The following is a 15,669-nucleotide window of genomic DNA, read 5'->3' on the forward strand; positions in this document are numbered from 1 at the left end:
CCCCGAGGTCGGCGGCCGCCACGCAGACATCCCCCAAGGCCTTGGCGTATGCCGCGGCGCCGGGCGAGCGACCGGCCACCAGTTCCGAGAGCACGGGTGTCGGCCCCGACCGCCACCGACGTCCGCGGGAGGCCGCCGCCATGAAGTCCTCGGCCCCCCGGTCGCCGCCGGTGATGCGCACCCAGTCCAGGTGCGCACCGGGGGCAACCTCGGCCACGGTCGCCGCGAGCGCCTCGCCCTCCGCGCGCACCATTGCCTCGTCGGCACCATGAGCGACCCCGACCTCCACGAGACCGGCCAAGGCCTCGGCCAGGCCCACCGTCCTGCCCTCCGTCATGCCTGCTCCCCCTTCAGCCCAGATCCAGTGTGTTGCTCGACGACGACGCGGCCGGTGGAGGCGCCGGTGCCGTGTCCGGCACGGTCGGTGTGACGCGCCCGAACTTGGCATCGAGGAAGCGTCCCTGCGCGATCAGTGCCTGGGCATCGGCGTGGACCGCCGCGTCGAGCATCGAGTCCATCGACGATCGCAACAACTCCAACTGGTCGATGAGCACCATCAGGGCGGTCCGGCCGCCGTCGATGGGGCGTGAGTCCGCCCAGTCGCGCGGCAGGCGCAGGTAGGCCGCCACCGATTCCGGGAGGTAGTTCGTGGCGGTGGCCACCACGGCATACGCATCCTGGCTCCCGACGCCGAGCGTCGCCAGACGCGGCAGGATTTCGCGAATCGTGCGCCCGATGCGGGTGACTCGCGAACGCACCAACGGCGAGGCGCCCGAGTCCGCGAGCAGCCGATCGACATGTTCGAGCGAGGCGAGGATCTCCGGCTCACCGGGCGGCTTGGGCAGGGGGGCAGGCTCGGGCTCGCTGCCGCCGAAGGTGCGGCTGAGCCAGTCCCCGAACCCCATACGTCAGTGTCCGGCCGGCTCAGGTGCTCGGGCGGCCGAGGTCGATGTTCTGGGTGCCTCGGGCGTCCTGGGCATGCACGCGGGCCAAGTAGTCCTTGGACTTCTCGACCTCGGTCTCGAGCACCCCGATGGTCTGGGCCATCGTGTCGAGGGCTTTGACCTTGAACTCGTCGATGCTGTCCATCGTCGCGTAGATGTTCTGGAAGGCCGCCTGCAGCTCGGCCATGCCGATCGTGCTGCTCGCCGCCTGCTCCTGGATCGCCGCGGAGTTCTCCTTGAGCATCTCGGAGGTGCGCTGGATCATCCCACTCGTCGTCTGGTTGAGCGCGGTGATCTGCTCGAGGACGAGCTTCTGGTTGCCCAGGGCCTGAGCGACGATGACGGCGGTCCGCAACGCGGAAACCGTTGTCGTGGAGGCACGGTCGACGCCCTTGATGAGCTCGATGTTGTTCTTGATGATGACGTCGATCGCCAGATAACTCTGGATCGAGACGGCGAGCTGGGTGAGCAGGTCCTGGTGCTTCTGCCGGACGTAGAAGAGCACGTCCTGCTTGAGTGCCTTCGCGCCGTCCGGGTCGCTGATCTCCATCTCGGCGATCTTGGCCGCAAGGCGGGTGTCGAGCCGCTCGGCGATGTAGACGTACTGGTTGAGCCGGCCCATCGTGGCCCAGAGGTTGGTCTTCTCGAGGTTGAGGGCGACGTTGTCGCGGGTCAGCTCGTCCTGGCCGTTGCGCAGGGCATGGAGGATGCCGTTGAGCTGGCTCTGCGCGGACTGGTAGCGCCGGAAGTAGTCGACGACCTTGTCGCCGAAGGGGATGATCCCGAGGATCTTGCGGCCCCCGGTCACGGCACTGGGGTCGAGTTCCTCCACCGTGCGACGCAACTCGAGGAGAGTCTTGCCGACGGCGGACCCCTGGGCGATACCGCCCTCCTTGAGGGCCTTGACCGGCGTCTGCAGGAGCCGATTGCTCGTCTCGGCTGCCTTGCGGATGTCGGCGTCACCCATGGTGCGCACGTTGTCGGCCTGCTGCGCGAACTCCGGGCTGCGCGGTGCCGCCTTCGTCAGCGCGTCCATGAAGGTGTCCACCCGCGCGTCGAGACCGGGGACCGCCTCGGCGGCCACCTGCGGCGCCATCTTCGGGGCCTGGGTGGCCGTGACAGTCGCCGGTGCCGGCGGCGCGTCGAGGGTCAGGACCTGCTCCGGCGGGGCGAGCGGCTGGACCGCGGCTTCACCGTCACTCATGCGCGTCCCTCCGGCGATTCCGGAGCGGTGCCGGGACCAGTGGCCGCGTCCGGACCGGGAGCAGCCTGGGGGGCCGCGGGCGCGCTGGGAGCCTCGTGCCCGGCATACGAGCTCGGTGGGGGGATTTGGGAGTCGCGCTGCCCGAAGTCGACCTTCGGAGCCTCGCGCTGCTCACCGACGGCCTCGAAGTACTCCTCCTTGCCGATGTTGAACATGCCCGCCACGATGTTGCTCGGCACCGACTCGACCTTGGTGTTGAGTTCGCGGACGTTCGCGTTGTAGTAGCGACGCGCCGACGCGATCCGGTCCTCGGTGGAGGACAGTTCCTGCATCAGCATCGCGAAGTTCTGGTTGGCCTTGAGGTCCGGATAAGCCTCGGCGACGGCGATGAGGCGACCGAGTGCCTGGGTGAGCATGCCCTCGGAGGCCGCCTGCTGCGCGGGGCCCTGGCCGGGAGCCATCGCCGCGCTGCGCGCCTTCATGACGTCCTCGAGCGTGCCCCGCTCGTGCGCGGCATACCCCTTGACGGTCTCGACGAGGTTTCCGATGAGGTCATGGCGACGGGTGAGCTCGACGTCGATCTGGCGCCACGCCTCCTGCACCAGGTTGCGCAGCTTGATGAGGCCGTTGTAGACCCCGACGGCCCACAGGACGAGCAGCAGGACGATGACGACGATGACGATCAAGGCGATGATCACTGGGTTCCTCCCCCGGTGCGGTGACAACCTGTCAGCGATCCTAGGCGGTCACCGGTTCCCACCGGGTGGCCCGTTGCAGATCGTCTGGGGATGCCGGTCGAGAAGCGCGCCAAGGAACTGGTCCGCTGACGATCCTGGCTGGCCTGATGGCGTCCGCCGTCAGGCCAGCCCGAGGTCGGCCAATCCGTAGACGTGGCGGTACTCCAGCCCGTGCTCGGCAAAGACCTCTGCCGCCCCGGTGTTGCGGTCCGCGATGGTCGCCACCGCGACGACCGTGGCCCCGGCCTCCTGGGCGGCCCGGGCCGCGTCCAACGGTGAGGCACCGGTGGTGGAGGTGTCCTCGACGATGAGCACGCGCCGACCGGCGATGGCCGGGCCTTCGATCCGCTGCTGCAGACCGTGGGCCTTCCCGGCCTTGCGAACGACGAAGGCATCGAGTCGCTCGCCATCGGCCGCCGCCGCGTGGAGCATGGCAGTGGCGACGGGGTCCGCGCCGAGCGTCAGCCCGCCGACGGCGTCGTAGTCGAGGTCGGCGGTCAGGTCCCTCATGACCCGTCCGACGAGCGGGCTGGCCTCGCCGTCGAGGGTGATCCGGCGCAGGTCGACGTAGTAGTCGGCCTCCTTGCCCGAGGACAGGGTCACCTTCCCGTGGACGATCGCCTTGTCCTGGACGATGTCGAGCAGGCGGGCGCGGTCGATGGCGTTGTCGGTCACGGTCCCGATCGTATGCCGCGGGCTCACCCCGCGATGCGAGCGCTCCGCCGGTGACCGGTTCACGGGGGGTGAATCGGCGAGGACCAGGGCGAAGGCCTCAGTACCCACGTCCTCGGCTCTGCGGTGCCGCGAACCGCGCGAAGTAGGCCGCCCACCCGTCCTCCATGCCGCCTTGCCAATGCTGCCAGCGCTGGTGGTGGTCCTTGGGCAGGACCGGATCCTCGGGCCGGGGCGGCTCGGTGCCGTCCCAGATGTCGTAACCGGCCACCAGCATCCGCCCGATCGGGCTGTCCACGACCAATCCCGCCAGCCTCACCAACAGGTCGGGATCGAGACCCGCGAGGAGCAGTCCCGGCGCGCGACGCTCCGCTCGCACCACGAGACGGGCGACGTGGTGGATGTCGTCGGGCCCGAATCGATAGCCGGTGCCGAGCAGCACCCTCAACTCACCCAGGAGGTCGGCGCGAGCGCTCGGACCGAGATCGGTCAACGCCCGCCGATGGGCTGTCTCCTGCCAGTCGAGGGCGGCGGTGCGCAGCAGATGGCGATACCTGCGCAACACCTCGGGTTCGGTCCCATCACCCATCCATCCAGCATGCGCCCATCGACCCGGTGAGGGAAGGGCGGATCAGGCAGGCCCTCAGCGCGCGGGCGGGCGGTGCCTGGTGACCACACCCCCGGAGCGCACGAACCGCCGGGGCACGACCTTGAGCAGGGTCGAGAGCGCCTTGTAGGTCACGCTCGGGACGCTGATCACCTTGCCCGCCTCGACATCGGCCAGGCAGTCGCGCACCAGCGTCGGGGCATCGAGCCACATCGCGTCCGGGAAGGCGTCGTCCCGGATCTTGGCCCGGGCGTGGAACTCGGTGCGCACGAAGCCCGGACACAAAGCCGTCACCGTGACCCCGGACCCGGCCAGTTCGCCCGCCAGTCCCTCGGAGAAGACCGTCACCCAGGACTTGGCCGCGGAGTAGGTGCCGCTCGCGAGCCAGCCGGCCACCGAGGAGACGTTGATGATCTGCCCGTGGCCGCGTGCCTTCATCGCCCGGCCGGCCGCGTGTGAGAGCACGAGCACGGCCCGCACGAGGACGTCGAGCATGCCCTCCTCGGCCTCGAGGTCGTTGACGAGGAAGGACTTCTTCATGCCGAAACCCGCGTTGTTCACGAGGATCTCGACGGGCGCGTTCTCGTCGGCGAGGCGGTCCGCGACGCGACGGGTCGCCGCCGCGTCCGAGAGGTCGGCCGGCAGGATCTCCACCTGGACGCCCCGTTGGCCGCGCAACTCGGCCGCCAACTCCTCGAGTCGCTCCACGTCGCGCGCCACGAGCACCAGGTCGTGACCTCGCGCCGCGAGCTGGATCGCGAACTCCTTGCCGATGCCTGCCGTCGCGCCGGTGACCAGGGCCGTTGTCATGGGGCGCAGCCTACGACGCCACGGCCGGCGGACCCCGCGGCCTACCCGACGGTAGGGTCGAACCATGCGGATGGCGACGTGGAACGTGAACTCGATCCGCTCGCGGATCGATCGCCTCGAGTCCTGGCTGACGCGCCACGAGATCGACGTCCTGTGCCTGCAGGAGTCCAAGGCGCGCGACGATCAGTTCCCCTTCGACCGCCTGACCCGGCTCGGCTACGAGGTCGCCCACCACGGCTTCAACCAGTGGAACGGGGTCGCGATCCTGTCCCGCGTCGGCCTTCGCGACGTGCAGGTCGGCTTCGACGGTGCACCGGCGTGGAACGACGTCACCGAGGCCCGCGCGATCGGGGCCACCGTCGGCGAGGGCTCGCGGTCGGTGCGCCTGTGGTCGGTCTATGTCCCCAATGGTCGCCAGGTTGAGGACCCGCACATGACCTACAAGGTCGACTGGCTCGGTCGACTGCTCGACCAGGCCCGCGGCTGGGCGGCCGGCGACCTGCCCGTGGCCCTGTGTGGCGACTGGAACATCGCGCCCTTCGACGAGGACGTGTGGTCGATGGCGTTCTACGAGGACAAGAGTCACGTCAGTCCGCGCGAGCGGGCCGCCTTCCACGCCTTCCTCGACGCCGGGTTCGTCGATGTCGTGCGGCCGCACGCGCCCGGGCCGAAGGTCTACACCTATTGGGACTACCAGCAGTTGCGCTTCCAGAAGGGCCGCGGCATGCGGATCGACTTCGTCCTCGGCTCGCCCGCCTTCGCAGCCCTCGTCGAGGGTGCGGCCATCGACCGCGAAGAGCGTAAGGGCGCCGGCGCGAGCGACCATGCTCCGGTCGTCGTCCAACTCGGCGACCCCTCATGACCGTCCGCTCGGCCCGGCACCTCACCGTGTCGGCGGCCCACGAGGCGCGCCTTGCCGTGCAGGTGCACGAGGGCGTCCTCGAGCACGACCCGTCGTTGCCCACCGTGGTCATGGCCCACGGTTGGACGCTCACCCACGCGGCCTGGCGACCCGTCCTCGAGGAGTTGCTCACTCATCGTGCCGTCCGGGTCGTGACGTATGACCAACGCGGCCACGGGGATTCGACCATGGGCCGGCCCCCGAAGGCGACCGTCCGGCTGCTCGGCGATGACCTTGCCGAGGTCATCGCGGCCACGGTTCCCGGTGACTCACCGCTCGTACTCGTCGGCCATTCCATGGGTGGGATGACGATCATGGCGTATGCCGGGTCGCGCCACGCCGACTTCGGCCGCCGGGTCCGCGGGACTGTCCTCGTCGGCACCGCCGCCTCGGTGCAGGGTCGCCGACCGATCCCGCTCGAATCCTTGGTGATGGGCGTGGCGTCGCGCGCGCCGCGGATCGGGGCCGGGATCTTCGTGCCGAGCGCCATCCAGGGGCCGATGATCTTCGGGCGCGACGCCGACCCAGCGGACGTCAAGGAGGTCGTCGGCCTCATCAAGCGCACCAAGATGCCGACGATCGGTGCCTTCTTCACGGCCATCGAGGCCCATGACGAGATCGCCTCACTCGCCCACTTCGTCGACGTGCCGACCCACATCCTCGTCGGCTCCAAGGACCGACTCACCCCGGTCGCCTGGGCGCGGATGCTGCAGGAGCAGATCCCCGGATCGCGGCTCACGGTCCTGCCCGACCTCGGCCACATGCTGGCCTATGAGGCGACCGGGACGGTCACCGACGCGGTCATCGAGTTCGTGGACTGCCCTGTGGACTCCCCTCCCGTTGCGTCCGCGTGATCCGTCGCCATGGGCGCGGCGGAGGCGGACGCAAGGAATGGCGGCGCAGGCCGAGGCCGAGCGCGACCAGCGCACCGACCGCCGCGGCGACACCGGCTCCACGGAAGACCCAGTGGACCTGGACGATCGCCGCGTCGACCAGGGCAGCGGTGTCGGTGCGGTCTGGGATCTGCGCCACCGCGTCGTAGTACTGGTGTAGACCGATCGCCGTCAGCAGGGCCAGCCCGACGACCATGCCGACCATGCGGGCAACGACGACAAGCGCGCTGATCGTGCCGTGGGCTTCGTCCGGCGCCTGGGCCAGGGCCGCATTGTTGACCGGGGCGAGCGCAAGGCCGACCCCGACACCGACGAGGGCCAGGATCAGCGTCGACGCGACCGTATCGAGCGATCCCCTCCCCCACGTCGCCATGACGAAGAGGCCGACCGAGGCCGCGGCCAGACCGACCGTGGCCACGGCACCATCACCGAGAGGACGCAGCAGCCACCCACCGAGCAGGGCACCGGCGGGCACGGCGACGAGGAAGCGGACGAGCACCAAGGCCGCGCCCGTCTCGCTGTCGGTGTGGATCAACCGCGCCAACAGGGGCACGTCGACGACGACCGCCACGAGGGCCACACCGACGCTGAGGCTGACGAACAGAGCCACGAGGGCGCGCCCCCGCACCAACCCGCGCGGGATGAGCGGAGCCGACGAACGGCGGTGGTGCACGGCATACGCCAGCGTGGCGAGGGCGGCCACGGGCAGCAGGACGTAGCCGAGGGGGCCGACCACCTCGCGGGCCGGGTCGGCCGCGGCAAAGGTGAGGATGACGGCGCCCAGGGCGGTCGCGACGAGGACGGCTCCGAGCAGGTCCGATCGGCGGAGCACCGGCAGGGCAGGGCGCACCCACAGGACGAGAGCGACGGCCACCAGCAGCAGGCCGAGCACACCGATGGGTGTCAGGAGTGGCGCGTTGGCGTCGCCGAAGGGCACGAAGGGCAGCCCGAGCGACACGCTGGTCGTCAAGGCATCGGGCGCGGCGAGCGCCAAGCCGGTCACGGCCAGCCCGACCGCCGTCACGACCAGCGGTCCCCAACGTGGGCGAGCCCCGAGCCCACCTCCGGTCCGGACGATGAGGACCGCCAGCACGACGCCGAGAATTGCGTTGAGCCAGAAGATCATTCGCCAGTCGGAGACGGCCAGCACGGCAGCGCCGAGCAGCGGTCCGAGCACCGATCCGAGTTCCTGCACCGCGCCGACGACACCCAGCGGCATGCCTCGACGATCGGCCGGCCACAGGTCGGCCACGATCGCCAGCGTCGCGGGCACCAACCCTCCCCCGCCGACGCCCTGGACGACCCGGCCGGCGACGAGCGTCGGCAGGTCGGTCGCCAGGGCCGTGACAGCCGAGCCGACGACGAAGATCGCCAGGCACCAGAGCAGGACTCGCTGGCGTGAACTGAGATCCGCGATCCGCCCGATGAGCGGAAGGACGGCGACATAGCCCAGGAGAAAGCCGGAGATGATCGGCGTCGCCCGTTGGAGTGCATCGACCCCGAGACCGACGCCGGCCATCATGTCGGTGAGCGCGAGGACGACGACATAGGTGTCGGCCGCGGCGAGCGCGACGGCGATCGAGGCGGTCGCGAGCAGGGGACGCGGTGCCGGGGTGCTCACTGCGGTGCGGTGATGGTCACGGCCTTGCCGTAGTTGCTGAGGGTGAGTGTGTAGGTCGAGGTCGCTCCCGCGAAGAAGGGGCCGGTCATCGTCGCCTGGCGCAACTCACCGGCGTCCGTGATCCCGAAGGTCACGTCATAGGTCCCTGTGCCGTCACCAAGGTGGAGCAGCTCGGAGATCGGGGCGCCGGGAAGTTTGCCGGCGTAACTGGTGACCACGTCCTTGCCGCTGCGGGTCTGGCCCTTGGCGACCGGGTCGGTCGTCGCCGCGACGAGGGAGGCGATACCGGTCTCCGGGTGGAAGAGTGTGCACGGGTTGGGTGCGTTGACGCTGGCCAGGTCCGCGGGCGTGTAGTCCGGGGTGAAGAGCTTCCACCAGGCCTGGTCACCGACACAGATGATCGCGATGTTGCCGGTGAGACCGTTGACCGTGCCGGTGATCGTGCCCGCGAACTTCGCCTCGGTCGCCGAGAATTCGCCGTCGCCGTCGCCGGCGGTCACGCCGTTCTGCCCGGCGGGGACCTCCGTCGAGGCCAGCACGAGGTGGACCGACGTCGCCTTCGCGAGCGAGGCGCGCGCCGCCGCGAGGGCCTCGGCCGGGGTCTTTTCCGGTGTGTGTTCCGTCGAGGAGCAGCCGGCCACCAGGGCCAGCCCGAGAAGGGTGACAGCAAAGCGGCGGCGCAGCATGGCGCCCACCCTAACGGCGTGCGGTGGGAGCGGTGCTCAGCCCCGCGGCATACGCATCCCATGGGGTATGCCGCGGGGTCACGCCAGGCGGTGACCCCGCTTCACGACGGTCGCCACCAACGCCTTGTCGGGCAGAGCGGCGCGCAGGCGTGCGACGACGTCGCCGTCGGCGGCGAGCAGGCGGCGCAACACGGCATGGGAGGTCGGCATACCAACCACCTTGCCGGACAGAGCGGAAGTGTCTCTCCCTTGCGTCCGGCGCGTGGACGGCATACCAACCACGTCGCCGGACGCAAGGGTGGGGTCAGCGCAGGGTGAGTGCTCCGGAGTCCGGGTCGACGTCGACGGTGACCTCGGCGCCGTCGCGCACGTCACCGGAGAGCACGGCCCGGGCGAGCCGGTCACCGATCTCCTTCTGCACCAACCGGCGCAACGGGCGGGCACCGTATGCCGGGTCGTAGCCCTGCTCGGCGAGCCAGGCCCGGGCGGCGTCCGTCACCTCGAGGGTGATCCGGCGATCGCGCAGGCGGGTGGCCAGCTCGCGGACCTGGAGGTCGACGATGTGCGCCAACTCGTCCTTCGACAGCGGGTCGAAGATGACGACCTCGTCGAGTCGGTTGAGGAACTCGGGCTTGAAGGCCTGGCGCACGGTGGCCATGACGGCCTCGCGCTTGGCCTCGGAGTCCATCGTCGGGTCGACGAGGAAATGCGAGCCAAGGTTGGAGGTCATCACGAGGATGACGTTGCGGAAGTCGACGGTGCGACCCTGCCCGTCGGTGAGCCGCCCGTCGTCGAGCACCTGAAGGAGGATGTCGAAGGTCTCCGGGTGGGCCTTTTCGACCTCGTCGAGGAGCACGACGGAGTAGGGCCGACGGCGGACAGCCTCGGTGAGTTGGCCACCCTCTTCGTACCCGACATAGCCGGGGGGTGCGCCGATGAGACGGGCGACGGAGTGGCGCTCGGAGTATTCACTCATGTCGATGCGGACCATGGCTCGCTCGTCGTCGAAGAGGAAGTCCGCGAGCGACTTCGCCAACTCCGTCTTGCCGACACCGGTCGGACCGAGGAAGAGGAAGGAGCCGGTCGGGCGGTTGGGGTCGGCGAGTCCGGCGCGGCTGCGGCGCACCGCGTCCGAGACCGCCTGGACGGCCAACTCCTGGCCGATCAGGCGGGAGCCGATGATCGATTCCATCGAGAGGAGCTTCTCGGTCTCTCCCTGCAGGAGACGACCGGCCGGTATGCCGGTCCAGGACGAGATGACCTCGGCGATGTCGTCCGCGCCCACTCGCTCCTTGACCATGAGGTCGGTGCTCTGGGCAGCCTCCTCGAGGTCGGCGGCGGCGAGTTCCTTCTCGAGCGCCGGAATGTCGCCATAACGAATCTTGGAGGCGCCTTCGTAGTCACCCTCGCGCTGGAGCTTGTCGGCCTGGGTGCGCAGGTCGTCAAGGTGGGCCCGCAGGTCGCCGACCTTGTTCAGGCCGGCCTTCTCGGCCTCCCACCGTGCGTTGAGACCGGCCAGTTCCTCGGACTTCTCCGCCAGGTCGGCACGCAACCTGGCCAGGCGCTCGACCGAGGCATCATCGGTCTCCTTGGCCAGGTGCAGCTCCTCCATCTTGAGCCGGTCGACGGAACGCTGGAGCTGGTCGATCTCGACCGGGCTGGAGTCGATCTCCATCCGCAACCGCGACGCTGCTTCGTCGACGAGGTCGATCGCCTTGTCGGGGAGTTGGCGTCCGGTGATGTAGCGATCGGACAGGGCCGCGGCGGCCACGAGCGCACTGTCCTCGATCTCGACCTTGTGGTGCGCCTCGTAGCGTTCCTTGAGGCCACGCAGGATGGCGATGGTGTCCTCGACGCTCGGCTCGCCGACGAAGACCTGCTGGAAGCGGCGCTCGAGGGCGGGATCCTTCTCGATGTGTTGGCGAAACTCGTCGAGCGTCGTCGCACCGACGAGCCGGAGCTCACCACGGGCGAGCATCGGCTTGAGCATGTTGCCGGCGTCCATGGCGGAGTCGCCCGTTGCCCCGGCACCCACGACGGTGTGCAACTCGTCGATGAAGGTGATGATCTGGCCATCACTGGCCTTGATCTCTTCGAGCACGGCCTTCAGCCGCTCCTCGAACTCGCCACGGTACTTCGCCCCCGCGACCATGGCCCCGAGGTCCAGGCTGATCAATCGCTTGTCGCGCAACGATTCCGGCACGTCGCCGTCGACGATGCGCTGAGCCAGACCCTCGACGACGGCGGTCTTGCCGACGCCGGGCTCGCCGATGAGGACCGGGTTGTTCTTGGTGCGGCGTGAGAGCACCTGGACAACGCGTCGGATCTCGCTGTCGCGGCCGATGACCGGGTCGAGCTTGCCTTCGCGCGCGCGCTCGGTGAGGTCGCTGCCGTACTTCTCCAGGGACTCCCCGCCCTCGGCGGGGGTCTCGCTGGTGACCTTGCGGCCCCCACGGGTGGTGTCGATCGCCTTCTCCATGTCGGCCGCGCCACGCTTCTCGACCGCGGCAAGGTGCCCGGTCTCGGCGAGGGCGAGCAGCAACAGGTCGAAGGCGAGGAAGGTGTCACCCTTGGCCTTCATCAGGGTGTCGGCGCGCTGGAGCACGTTGGCTGCCTCACGCCCGAAGGTCGGGCTGTGGGAGGCGCCGGACTGGCTCGGGAGCGCGCGCACGCGGGCGTCGGCCTGAGCCAGGACGTGGCCGGCGCCGGTGCCCGCAGCCTGGAGCAGCAGATCGGCCTGGGGGGTGTCGAGCTGGATCAGGGCGCTGGTGATGTGGTCAGGCGTGATTTCGGGGTTGCCGTGCGTCTGCGCCGCGCGCTGGGCAAGGGCGAGCGCCTCGGCCACCTTGGTGGTGGGCTTGAGATCCATACGGATGGGACTCCTTCGAGGTGGTCGGTCAGGTTGAGGATCAGTTCTCTTTGGGTCCAACACCCGCAGAGTTGAGTCTGTTCCACTCAACTCTGGCGTCCGGCAGACACGTCAGGGATTGGGGTCGTACCACCCGTCGTGCTCCTGCGCGAGCGCGGCAAACCGGTCCCGCAGGCCCGACTCGACCGGACCCGACTCGTCCACGACGAGTTCTTCGACGACCAGCACGCCCCACTCGGCCGCCTCGGCATCATCGTCGCCGGCCAGTGGCTGACGGAGGACACGCGCCTCGGTGAAGCCCTCGTCGACGAGGTCGGCAGCAATGGCCTCGGCAGTCGCCCGCTCGGGCACGACGATCAGGTGGTCGCTCATGCTCCCCACCGTATGCCGGTGGGCCCGGTCCGGGGCCGTCTGCCACCCCGCCGAACGAGCCTCAGGCGACGGGGCGCGCGTTCAGCCAAGCATGGATGAGGGGCACGACGCTCGCGCCTTCGCCGGTGGCCGAGGCGACGCGCTTCATCGACCCCGACCGGATGTCGCCGACCGCGAAGACTCCGGGCGCCGACGTCGCGAGCGTCTCCGGGGGCACGGGTCCACCCCAGGCCTCCCACGGGATCGAGCGCCCCGTGAGGATGAAGCCCTTGTCGTCGCGGGCGACCTGGGCCGGAAGCCAGTCACAGTGCACCTTCGCCCCAAGGAGGAGGAAGAGGCCACGGATCTCCCTGCGCTGACGCTCCCCGCTGGTGACGTCCTCGAGGTCCACCCACGCCAGCTGACCGTCCTCGGCGCCGCCGTCGACGACCCGGTGGTTGCCGAGGACCTCGATGACGGGGTTGTAGGTGATCTCGTCGATCAGGTAGCGCGACATCGTCGCGGACAGGTCCGGACGCCGAACCACGATCGTCACGGACCGGGCAAATCGGGACAGGTGCACGGCCGCCTGACCGGCCGAGTTGCCCCCGCCGACGACGATGACGTCGGCGCCCTCGACATCTCGCGCCATCGTCATTGCGGCGCCGTAGTTCACGCCATTGCCGACGAGGTCGTCGATGGCCTCGACACCGAGTCGCTGATAGTCCACCCCAGCGGCGACGACAACCGAGCGAGCCCGCAGGTCACCCCCGTCGGTGTGCACCGTGTGCGGGGAGCCGGCGGTCCCGAGGGTCAGCCCGGTCGCCGGCCAGCCGGTGACAAAGCGCGTCCCGAAACGGATCGCTTGCGTCCGGGCGCGCTGGGCCAGCCGCATCCCCGAGATGCCCCGCGGGAAGCCGAGGTAGTTGCGGATCATCGATGACGTCCCCGCCTGACCGCCGATCGTCTCCGCCTCCAGCGCCACCGCAGACAGGCCCTCACTGGAGGCATAGACAGCGGCGGCCAGGCCGGCCGGACCGGCCCCGACGATGACCACGTCGACCACGTCGTCGACGTCGATCTGGTCGGGGCGCCCATAGAGCGCAGTGCTCAGCTCGCGCACGGATCGAGGGCGCACGATGGCATCGGTGGAGAAGACCTTGAGCAGCGGGAAGTCATCGGTGGCCAAGCCCTGAGCGGCCGCCTGGGCGAGGACAGCGGCCCCCACCTCGCTCTCCGGGTCATAGGTCCGACCGGGGATGCCGGCTCGAAACATGAACTCCCGCAGCGATCTGGTCAGCGCATCCACCCTCGGTGTCACGAGCTGGATCGAGTCCACCTCGGGGGTGGCCATCGCGTTCCAGTCATTGAGGAGGTCGATGACGCCCGAGTGGTACTCCTCGTCCCGGGGTCCCCGCGGCGTCAGCGCGACGACGTCGATCTTGCCCTTGGCCACTGCCGGACGGAGCGTCTTGCTGTCCTCGAGGAAGTTCTCCCAGCGAGACGTGACCAGGCGTCTGGCGGTGGGCACCAGGGTCCGCAGGGTGTGCATCACCTGATAGCCGTCGATCTGCCCGACACCGGTCAGCCGTGAGTCGACCACCAGCAGGGCAACCGGCTGCCCGCCCGCGGCCATGCGCTCCACGATCTGCGTGGCCTCGGACACGGAGGCAGCGCCGAGGACGTCGTAGTCGCGGGCATAGCGACCGAACTCGTCCAGCAGATGGTCGAGGTCAGCCTCGGACGTGATGAGGATGGCTGGTTTGACGCTCACGTCAGAAGCCTAGTGAGCAGGGGCCGTCGCCACCGCGGACCGCATCGTGCGCCACCGCACCACCCCTCCGCTCCCGCCGGGGCCGGACACGGAGGGTGGGCACCCGGCATACGAGACCTTGGCGGTGGAGATCGAGCGCAGTCTCGCCGCGTGGGCTCAGCGGCGAGAGAGCAACAGGACGGTCGTCGTGGCGTCGTCCGAGGGTGGTCGCAGGTCGTAGCCGGAGAGGGTCAGGTCCAGGACCAGACCGGCCGCGATGGCGTCCTCGGTGACCTCGGCGAACTGCCGAGCCGTCGTCAACGGCAACTCGAGCACCACGCGGCCGCTGGGGCCGATCGTCTCGCTGAGCCCCTTGAGCGCGATCACGCGCTCGACGCGGGAGAGGTCCCCGATGAGGCCTCCCGACCACAGCACGAGGTCGAAGGGGACCACTTGGCCGAGTGCGGACAGGGTCACGTCGGTCGGGTCCAAGGCGAAGAAATGCACCTCCGGCACTTCGGCCGCGAGGCGCTTGACGTTCTCCGCATCGGTCTGGACGGCCCACACCGTGTGGCCGATCGTCGCCAGCCCGAGCGCACCACCGGCGTGCAAGGCTTCGAGGACGAGAATGCGCGCCTTGCGCCGCACCATGAGGTCCACGAGGCGGGCCTCCGGGGCGACCGAGATCGGCGCGAGCCGCGTCTGCTCGGGCACCGGTCGCATGAGCGGGACTTCCGCGAAGGCGATGCCCAGGGCGTAGGCGACCTCCTGCGCAGAGGCCGGCCGATCCGCCGGCTCCTTGGCCAGGCAGCGCCCGATGATCCGGATGAGGTCATCAGGGAGGGCCGCGGGCAGCGTCGGGGGTGGGTCGGTCACGTGCGCGAGTGCCGTCGCGATCGGGGTGTCGCGGTCGAAGGGCCGGCGGCCGGTCAGCAACTCGTGGGCCACCACGCCGAGGGCGTAGATGTCACTCGCCGGCGTCGCCGATCGACCGAGGGCCCGCTCCGGGCTGAGGTAGAAGGGCGTCCCGAGGGTCTCCCCCGTGCGCGTCAGCCCCGCGGCATCGGTGGCACGGGCAATGCCGAAATCGGTCAGCTTGACGATGCCGTCAGGGCCGATCAGGACGTTCGCCGGCTTGACGTCACGGTGGACGACCCCGGCTTCGTGGGCGGCGGCGAGCGCGAGCGCCATCTGCGCCACAACGGCACGCACCCGCTCGACAGGCAGGACTCCGGCTTCACGCAACTCGGCCGACAGGGACTGACCCTCGACGAATTCCATGACGAGGTAGGCAATCCCCTCGTAGGTGCCGTAGTCGAAGAGCGTGGCGATGTTGTGGTGCGACAGCCCGGCCATGAGGATGGCTTCTTCGTGGAAGCGCTCGGCGAAGACGGGCTCGGCGATGACATCCGGCCGCATCATCTTCACCGCGACCGGCCGCCCCAGCACGCGGTCCCGTGCCCGCCAGACGTCACCCATGCCGCCGCTCGCGACGGATTGGACGAGTTCATAGCGCTCGCCGATGACGACGCCGGCCTCCAAACGCATCAGGAACGCACAACGTCGGGGGGTGCGCTCATGCGCGAACTGTATGCCTCCGGGCCCCCCTTTTGGGCCACCC

At 69.7% G+C, this 15,669-nt stretch carries 15 protein-coding genes and 1 pseudogene; 2 read left to right on the forward strand and 14 right to left on the reverse strand.

Annotation, left to right across the window (positions count from 1 at the left end; all coding sequences use genetic code 11):
- The 7 genes and pseudogenes from BN10_RS17330 to BN10_RS09025 form a co-directional block, all read right to left on the reverse strand.
- Window positions 1-337 (reverse strand): annotated as a pseudogene (locus BN10_RS17330) (AAA family ATPase); the annotation flags it as partial.
- 13 nt (window positions 338-350) lie between these two features.
- Window positions 351-905, reverse strand: a complete 555-nt coding sequence (locus tag BN10_RS09000; RefSeq protein ID WP_010850930.1) for a hypothetical protein — start codon at window positions 903-905, stop codon at window positions 351-353.
- A 19-nt stretch (window positions 906-924) separates the two neighbouring features.
- A complete protein-coding gene (locus BN10_RS09005; RefSeq protein WP_010850931.1) occupies window positions 925-2,148 on the reverse strand; it encodes a toxic anion resistance protein in 1,224 nt (407 codons plus the stop codon).
- Entirely contained in the window at window positions 2,145-2,846 is a 702-nt protein-coding gene (locus tag BN10_RS09010) for a LemA family protein (RefSeq protein ID WP_010850932.1), read from the reverse strand. The genes BN10_RS09005 and BN10_RS09010 overlap by 4 nt, the downstream gene beginning before the upstream one ends.
- Before the next feature lie 159 nt (window positions 2,847-3,005).
- A complete protein-coding gene (gene pyrE / locus BN10_RS09015; protein WP_040753050.1) occupies window positions 3,006-3,560 on the reverse strand; it encodes an orotate phosphoribosyltransferase in 555 nt (184 codons plus the stop codon).
- Window positions 3,561-3,657: 97 nt separating this feature from the next.
- Window positions 3,658-4,146: a hypothetical protein gene (locus BN10_RS09020; protein ID WP_010850934.1), complete on the reverse strand. Its 489-nt coding sequence runs from the start codon at window positions 4,144-4,146 to the stop codon at window positions 3,658-3,660.
- Window positions 4,147-4,200: 54 nt separating this feature from the next.
- The gene (locus BN10_RS09025) at window positions 4,201-4,974 is read right to left on the reverse strand and encodes an SDR family NAD(P)-dependent oxidoreductase (RefSeq protein ID WP_010850935.1); all 774 of its coding nucleotides are present in this window, start codon (window positions 4,972-4,974) and stop codon (window positions 4,201-4,203) included.
- A 64-nt stretch (window positions 4,975-5,038) separates the two neighbouring features.
- On the opposite strand from BN10_RS09025, the gene BN10_RS09030 reads away from it, so the two are divergent.
- Window positions 5,039-5,836, forward strand: a complete 798-nt coding sequence (locus BN10_RS09030) for an exodeoxyribonuclease III (protein ID WP_010850936.1) — start codon at window positions 5,039-5,041, stop codon at window positions 5,834-5,836.
- Window positions 5,833-6,729, forward strand: a complete 897-nt coding sequence (locus BN10_RS09035) for an alpha/beta fold hydrolase (protein ID WP_010850937.1) — start codon at window positions 5,833-5,835, stop codon at window positions 6,727-6,729. The genes BN10_RS09030 and BN10_RS09035 overlap by 4 nt, the downstream gene beginning before the upstream one ends.
- Here the strand turns inward: BN10_RS09035 and BN10_RS09040 are convergent.
- The 7 genes from BN10_RS09040 to BN10_RS17335 form a co-directional block, all read right to left on the reverse strand.
- The gene (locus BN10_RS09040; protein WP_010850938.1) at window positions 6,677-8,389 is read right to left on the reverse strand and encodes an MFS transporter; all 1,713 of its coding nucleotides are present in this window, start codon (window positions 8,387-8,389) and stop codon (window positions 6,677-6,679) included. The two genes, BN10_RS09035 and BN10_RS09040, sit on opposite strands and share 53 nt — an antisense overlap.
- Window positions 8,386-9,075, reverse strand: coding sequence for an LppX_LprAFG lipoprotein (locus BN10_RS09045; RefSeq protein ID WP_010850939.1), 690 nt, complete (start codon window positions 9,073-9,075; stop codon window positions 8,386-8,388). The genes BN10_RS09040 and BN10_RS09045 overlap by 4 nt, the downstream gene beginning before the upstream one ends.
- Before the next feature lie 78 nt (window positions 9,076-9,153).
- Window positions 9,154-9,285: a hypothetical protein gene (locus BN10_RS17985; protein WP_010850940.1), complete on the reverse strand. Its 132-nt coding sequence runs from the start codon at window positions 9,283-9,285 to the stop codon at window positions 9,154-9,156.
- Window positions 9,286-9,379: 94 nt separating this feature from the next.
- Window positions 9,380-11,944, reverse strand: a complete 2,565-nt coding sequence (gene clpB, locus BN10_RS09050; protein ID WP_010850941.1) for an ATP-dependent chaperone ClpB — start codon at window positions 11,942-11,944, stop codon at window positions 9,380-9,382.
- A 111-nt stretch (window positions 11,945-12,055) separates the two neighbouring features.
- Window positions 12,056-12,316: a hypothetical protein gene (locus BN10_RS09055; RefSeq protein ID WP_010850942.1), complete on the reverse strand. Its 261-nt coding sequence runs from the start codon at window positions 12,314-12,316 to the stop codon at window positions 12,056-12,058.
- A gap of 61 nt (window positions 12,317-12,377) precedes the next feature.
- Complete coding sequence (locus BN10_RS09060; RefSeq protein WP_010850943.1) at window positions 12,378-14,069, reverse strand: FAD-dependent oxidoreductase; 1,692 nt, start codon at window positions 14,067-14,069, stop codon at window positions 12,378-12,380.
- 156 nt (window positions 14,070-14,225) lie between these two features.
- Complete coding sequence (locus BN10_RS17335; RefSeq protein ID WP_010850944.1) at window positions 14,226-15,596, reverse strand: serine/threonine-protein kinase; 1,371 nt, start codon at window positions 15,594-15,596, stop codon at window positions 14,226-14,228.
- Between the last annotated feature and the right edge of the window lie 73 nt (window positions 15,597-15,669).

This window comes from Phycicoccus elongatus Lp2, from assembly GCF_000367525.1.
Classification (GTDB): domain Bacteria; phylum Actinomycetota; class Actinomycetes; order Actinomycetales; family Dermatophilaceae; genus Phycicoccus_A; species Phycicoccus_A elongatus.